We start from the raw sequence: 6,661 nt of genomic DNA on the forward strand, positions 1-6,661 counted from the left end.
CCGCCACGGTCACCAGCGCCGCCCCCTCCCGCCCGGGGCGCGCACCGCTCGGCCCGGCCAGCACGTCCAGGGCCTGCCGAACGGTGTCGGCGGGCCGCAGCCGAGGGCCGATCGGCACACTGCCGGCCTCCCCGACCACCGGGCCGCCGCCGTCGCCGTCCAGGAATCCCCAGTGCCGCAGCCAGGCGTCGTCATGCACCGTGGAGAGGTAGTTGCGACCGGAGTCCGGCAGCACCACGACCACCAGGTCGTCCGGGCCCGCCTCCGCCGCGACCCGCAGCGCCGCCGCCACCGCGGTCCCGGCCGAGCCGCCGACCAGCAGCCCCTCCTCGCGGGCCAGCCGGCGGGCGGTGAGCAGCGACTCGCGGTCGCCGATCCGCTCGATACGGTCCACCGCCTCCGGGCGGTAGGACTCGGGCCAGCGGTCCTCCACCGTCTCCGGGTGCAGGACGTGGCCGATGCTCTCCACGAAGTACGGGCGCCCGTCCCCGCCGCCGTACACCGAGGCCTCCGGATCGGCCCCGACCACCGTCACCCGGCCGCCGGCGGCCTCCCTGAGGTACTCGCCGGCCCCGGTGAGGGTGCCGCCGGTCCCCACCCCGGCCACCAGATGGGTGATCCGGCCGTCCGTCTGCCGCCAGATCTCCGGGCCCGTGGTGCGGTAGTGCGCCGCCGGATTGGCGGCGTTGTCGTACTGGTTGGCGTGCCAGCCGCCGGGCCGCTCGGCCGCGATCCGGACGGCCGTGTTGAAGACGTGGTCCGGGTGTTCGAGCGGCAGCCCGCTCGGGCACACCACCACCTCGGCCCCGTAGGCCCGGAGAACGGCGATCTTCTCCGCGCTGGTCTTGTCCGGCAGGGTGAACACACAGCGGTAGCCGCGCTGCGCGGCCACCATCGCGAGACCCACCCCGGTGTTGCCCGAGGTGCCCTCGACGATGGTGCCGCCGGGTGCCAGCAGCCCCGCCTCCTCGGCGGCCGACACCATCGACAGCGCGGCCCGGTCCTTCACACTGCCACCGGGATTGACGTACTCCAGCTTGGCGTAGACGGGGGTGCTCAGCCGGGCGGTGACCCGGTTCAGCCGCACCAGCGGGGTCTCGCCGACCGCCGAGAGCAGTGACGCGTGGACGTCCATCAGGGCTCCTTGCCTTGGGCCGCCGGGGCGGCCGGTCCGGTACGGAGCGGGGCGTACGGCACCACCCAAGGGCGGGGGAGCGGGCCGCGCCGCCACCGCGTGGCCACTCTGGCAGCCCGAACCCGGACCGGCGTGGAGATCCGCGGTACGGCACGCCCACGGAGTACGCGGAAGGGGAGGGACCCGGTGCGGAGTCCCTCCCCTTCCTGTACGGCGCGCGACAGGGCGCCCGATGACGGCGCGTCAGGAGGCGCGGCGGTCCAGCATCTCCTGGACCCTGCCGCGGACCTCGTCGGTGTCCAGGCCGCGGATGGTCAGCGTGGTGCGGCGGCGCAGCACGTCATCGGCGGTCTGAGCCCACTCCAGGTCGCGGGCGTAGGCCACCTGCGCCCAGATCTCCGGGGCGTCCGGGTGGATCCGCTCGCCCAGGGCCGGGTCCTCGTTGGCCAGCCGGGCGATGTCGAAGGAGAGCGAGCCGTAGTGGGTGGCCAGGTGGCGGGCGGTGTCCGCGTCCATCCGCGGGCCCGGGGCGCCGCGGTCCACCAGCAGCCGGTGCGCGACCGCCTGCGGGTTGGCCAGCCCCGGCAGCGGCACGTGCTTGGGCAGCTGGGACATGGGCTCCATGTCGCCCGCGAGCGGGTGCCCCGGCAGCTGGGCCAGCTTGTTCATCACGGTGCGGCCGATGTGCCGGAAGGTGGTCCACTTGCCGCCCGCGATGGACAGCATGCCGCCCTTGCCCTCGGTCACCACGGTCTCCCGCTTGGCCTTGGCGGTGTCGCCGGGGCCGCCCGGCAGCACCCGCAGGCCGGCGAAGGAGTAGGTGATCAGGTCGCGGGAGAGCTGCTGGTCCCGGATGGAGAAGGCGGCCTCGTCCAGGATCTGGGCTATGTCCTTCTCGTTCACCGCGCAGTCCGCCGGGTCGCCCTCGAACTCCTCGTCCGTGGTGCCCAGCAGCAGCATGTCCTCCCACGGGAGGGCGAAGGTGATGCGGTACTTGTCGATCGGGGTCGCCAGCGCGGCCCGCCACGGCGAGGTGCGCTTGAGCACCAGGTGGGCGCCCTTGGAGAGCCGGATGGACGGGGCGGCGTTCGGGTCCTCCATCTTTCGCAGGTGGTCGACCCAGGGCCCGGTGGCGTTCAGCACCAGCCGCGCGTCGACGCCGAACTCGGCGCCGTCCAGCCGGTCCTTGAGTTCCGCGCCGGTGACCCGGCCGTTGGTGAAGCGCAGCCCGGTGACCTCGGCGTGGTTGAGCACGGTGGCGCCGGCCTCGACCGCGGCGCGCACGGTCATCAGCGCCATCCGGCTGTCGTTCATCTGGCCGTCGCCGTAGACCGCGACCGCCTTGAGGTTCTCGGTGCGCAGCTCCGGTACGTCCCGTGCCGCCTTGTCGGCGCCGATGACGTGCCCGACCCCGTCCCGGAAGGCGGACAGCGCGGAGTAGGCGAACACACCGGCACCGAGCTTGGCCGCGCCGTGCGGGCCGCCCTTGTAGACCGGCAGGTAGAAGGTGAGCGGGTTGGCCAGGTGCGGGGCCACGTTGCGGGAGACCGCACGCCGCTCGAAGTGGTTCTCGGCGACCAGCTTGACCGCACCGGTCTGGAGGTAGCGCAGGCCGCCGTGGAGCAGCTTGGAGGAAGCGGAGGAGGTGGCGCCGGCGAAGTCGCCGGCGTCCACCATGGCCACCCGCAGCCCGGACTGCGCGGCATGCCAGGCAGTGGTGATGCCCAGGATGCCGCCGCCGATCACCAGGAGGTCGTAAGAAGCCTTGGACAGCTGTTCCCGGGTCTCGGCGCGGGTCGGGTGAGAACCGGCAGCCGGGTGCGCCCCAAGGGCCGGGGCGCTCTGCAGGGTGGTCATATGATTACTCCTCGTCCTCGATCCAGCCCATGGTCCGCTCGACGGCCTTGAGCCAGTTCTTGTACTCGCGGTCGCGAACGTCCGCGTCCATACGGGGGGTCCATTCGGCGGCGCGGCGCCAGTTGGCGCGCAGCGCGTCGGTGTCCGGCCAGAAGCCGACGGCCAGGCCGGCGGCGTAGGCGGCGCCGAGGCAGGTGGTCTCGGCGACCATCGGGCGCACCACGGGCGCGTCCAGGACGTCGGCGAGCGTCTGCATCAGCAGGTTGTTGGAGGTCATGCCGCCGTCGACCTTCAGCGCGGTCAGGACGACCTCGGAGTCCTTGGTCATCGCGTCGACGATCTCGCGGGTCTGCCAGGCCGTGGCCTCCAGCACCGCGCGGGCGATGTGCGCCTTGGTGACGTACCGGGTCAGGCCGGCGATGACACCGCGCGCGTCATCGCGCCAGTACGGGGCGAACAGGCCGGAGAAGGCCGGCACGAAGTAGGCGCCGCCGTTGTCCTCGACCGAGCTGGCCAGGGTCTCGATCTCGGCCGCGCTGTTGATCAGCCCCATCTGGTCGCGCATCCACTGCACCAGCGACCCGGTGACGGCGATCGAGCCCTCCAGGGCGTACACCGGCTTCTGGTCGCCGATCCGGTAGCCGACGGTGGTCAGCAGGCCGTTGTAGGAGTTGACCGGCTCGCCGCCGGTGTTCATCAGCAGGAAGGTGCCGGTGCCGTACGTCGACTTGGCCTCGCCCTCGGAGAAACAGGTCTGGCCGAACAGGGCCGCCTGCTGGTCACCGAGCGCGGAGGCCACCGGCACGCCCGCCAGCACGCCGTCCGCGGTGGTGCCGTACACCTCGGCGGAGGAGCGGATCTCGGGCAGCACGGCCGCCGGGATCTCCATCGAGGACAGGATGCGCTCGTCCCAGTCGAGGGTGCGGAGGTTCATCAGCAGGGTGCGGGAGGCGTTGGTGACGTCGGTGACGTGCACGCCGCCGTCGACACCGCCGGTGAGGTTCCAGATGACCCAGGAGTCCATGGTGCCGAAGAGGATGTCGCCGGCCTCGGCGCGCTCGCGCAGGCCCTCGACGTTGTCCAGCAGCCAGCGGATCTTCGGGCCGGCGAAGTACGAGGCGAGCGGCAGGCCGGTCTCGCGGCGGAAGCGGTCCTGGCCCACGTTGCGGCCGAGCTCCCGGCAGAGCGCGTCGGTACGGGTGTCCTGCCAGACCAGGGCGTTGTGGACCGGCTCGCCGGTGTTCTTGTCCCACAGCAGCGTGGTCTCACGCTGGTTGGTGATGCCGATCGCCTTGACGTCCGCGGCGGTGATCCCCGCCTTGGTGATGGCGCCGGCCACCACCTCCTGGACGTTCTCCCAGATCTCGGTGGCGTCGTGCTCCACCCAGCCCGGCTTGGGGAAGATCTGCTCGTGCTCCTTCTGGTCGACGGAGACGATGCGGCCGTCGCGGTCGAAGACGATGCAGCGGCTGGACGTGGTGCCCTGGTCGATCGCCGCGATGAAGGGGCCGTGGCCGTGGGTGGCGTGGGTGTCGGTCATGGTGTGCAGCTCTCCTGAGAGGTCAAGGGGATGGGGCGTCAGGCTCAGACGAAGGCCAGCTTGTAGAGGCCGGCGCCGAGAGCGGCGCCCACCAGCGGGCCGACAACGGGAATCCAGGCGTAGCCCCAGTCCGACCCGCCCTTGTTGGGCAGCGGCAGGAGGGCGTGGGTGATGCGCGGGCCCAGGTCACGGGCCGGGTTGATGGCGTAGCCGGTCGGGCCGCCCAGCGACAGGCCTATCCCGACGACGACGAACGAGGTGATCAGGACACCGAGGATGCCCAGGCCGTGGCCGCCGTCGTTGAGGCCCTGGGTGAGGATGGCCAGCACCAGGACGGCGGTGGCGATGATCTCGGTGGCCATGTTCTGCACGGTGTTGCGGATCTCCGGGCCGGTGGAGAACACACCGAGCACCGGGCCGGGGGCCGAGGAGTCGACCTTGCCGGAACCGACGATCTCCGCGTCGGTGAGGTGGGCCTGGAACTGGCCCAGGTAGGTCACGTAGACCAGCGCGGCGCCGATGATCGCGCCCAGCATCTGGGAGCCCATGTAGAGCGGCACATCGCTCCACTCGGTGCCGCCCTCTATCGCCAGGCCGAGAGTGACGGCAGGGTTGAGGTGAGCGCCGGAGAGGGGAGCCGATATGTACGCGCCGGTGAGCACGGCGAAGCCCCACCCGAAGGTGATGGCGACCCATCCCGCGTTGCGTGCCTTGGAACTCTTCAGCGTGGCGGCGGCGCAGACGCCGCCGCCGAGCAGGATGAGTACGGCGGTACCGATGGTCTCGCCGATGAAGATGTCGGAGCTGGACACCCGCGACTCCTTTGTCCTTCGTCCAGGGGAAGGCGAACCCCCGGCCTCTCCGGTGGTCCGCGCCCTCTCGGTGAGGGCGTTGGTCGGCCCGCGGCGAGTCCACCATAGCGAAGATGTCGTCAGGTGTTCGACAATGCCGACCGATGAACGGCAGTTTTCTGCACCGTGTAGAGAGCGTCAAGGGTTGCGAGATAAGGAAAACCGGCTGGTAACCCAACCGTGATGAAGCGGACGGAGGGGACTCCGGCCGCGGAACGGGTGGCCGGAACCGGTGCGACCAGAATCCGACCAGAAGGGGCCGGCGGCCGCTCAGAAGGGGCTGGCGCCCAGGTCTCGGGAGATCGCGCGGGCGTAGTCGCGTACCGCCGCGACCAGCTCGGAGCGCAGCTCGCCCGCCCCGCAGACCCGCTCCACGGCGCCGGTGATGCCCACCGCGCCCACCGGCATCCGCCGCCGGTCGTGGATCGGGGCGGCCACCGAGGCCACCCCCTCCCAGGTCTCCTCCACGTCCGAGGCCCAGCCGCGGGCCCGGGTGAGGTCCAGCACGCCCTCGAAGTCCGCCAGGGCGGTCACGGTGCGCGGGGTGAACGCCTTCCGCTCGGCCTCCGCGGCCTCGCTGTGCGCCACCGGGTCGTACGCCGAGAGCACCTTGCCCAGCGCGGTACTGTGCAGCGGGTGCATGGCCCCCACCTCGAGCACCTGGCGGCTGTCGTCCGGGCGGAAGACGTGGTGCACGATCAGCACCCCCTGCTGGTGCAGCACTCCGAGGTAGACGCTCTCCCCGCTGGAGCGGGCCAGGTCGTCGGTCCAGACCAGGGCGCGGGCGCGTAGCTCGTGCACGTCCAGATAGCTGTTGCCCAGCCGGAGCAGCTCGGCGCCCAGCTGATAGCGGCCGGAGGCGGGGTCCTGCTCGACGAACCCCTCCTGCTGGAGGGTGCGCAGGATGCCGTGCGCGGTGCCCTTGGCGAGCCCCAGGGCGGCTGCGATGTCGGACAGGCCCAGACGGCGCTCCCCACCCGCCAGCAGACGCAGCATGGCGGCAGCCCGCTCCAGTGACTGGATGGTCCGTGCCATCGCGATACCTCCCCAAGATGCAGTTCGACAATGCTGAACACTTATCGGTCCATGCCGACTCCGCGGTACTGGCAAGGATCATCGGCGCGATCCCTCCGCCGGACGCCCTCTCGGACCGGACCGGCGCGCCTGCGCCCGGCGTGTCTCCGGCCCGCCGCCCGGGGCCCGCGCCACCCCCCGTCCGGCCGCGGGTCTCCGGCCCGCCGCACGGTGCCTCTCCGGCTCCCCCCACCAGGGGTCTTC

5 protein-coding genes are annotated in these 6,661 nt (G+C 71.9%); all 5 read right to left on the reverse strand.

All coding sequences use genetic code 11. From position 1 onward, the window contains the following. Positions 1 to 1,135 (reverse strand): PLP-dependent cysteine synthase family protein (locus tag E4099_RS27030; protein ID WP_135341745.1); only part of this gene is annotated, 1,135 nt, incomplete at its 3' end. A gap of 243 nt (positions 1,136 to 1,378) precedes the next feature. Next, a complete protein-coding gene (locus tag E4099_RS27035; RefSeq protein ID WP_135341746.1) occupies positions 1,379 to 2,992 on the reverse strand; it encodes a glycerol-3-phosphate dehydrogenase/oxidase in 1,614 nt (537 codons plus the stop codon). Between the two features lie 4 nt (positions 2,993 to 2,996). Further along, the gene (glpK, locus tag E4099_RS27040) at positions 2,997 to 4,532 is read right to left on the reverse strand and encodes a glycerol kinase GlpK (protein WP_135341747.1); all 1,536 of its coding nucleotides are present in this window, start codon (positions 4,530 to 4,532) and stop codon (positions 2,997 to 2,999) included. A 44-nt stretch (positions 4,533 to 4,576) separates the two neighbouring features. Continuing rightward, on the reverse strand, positions 4,577 to 5,344 hold the full coding sequence (locus tag E4099_RS27045; protein WP_135341748.1) for an MIP/aquaporin family protein: 768 nt from the start codon (positions 5,342 to 5,344) through the stop codon (positions 4,577 to 4,579). Between the two features lie 309 nt (positions 5,345 to 5,653). Further along, on the reverse strand, positions 5,654 to 6,418 hold the full coding sequence (locus E4099_RS27050; protein WP_135341749.1) for an IclR family transcriptional regulator: 765 nt from the start codon (positions 6,416 to 6,418) through the stop codon (positions 5,654 to 5,656). Positions 6,419 to 6,661 lie beyond the last annotated feature (243 nt).

This window comes from Streptomyces palmae (assembly GCF_004684805.1).
Classification (GTDB): Bacteria; Actinomycetota; Actinomycetes; order Streptomycetales; family Streptomycetaceae; genus Streptomyces; species Streptomyces palmae.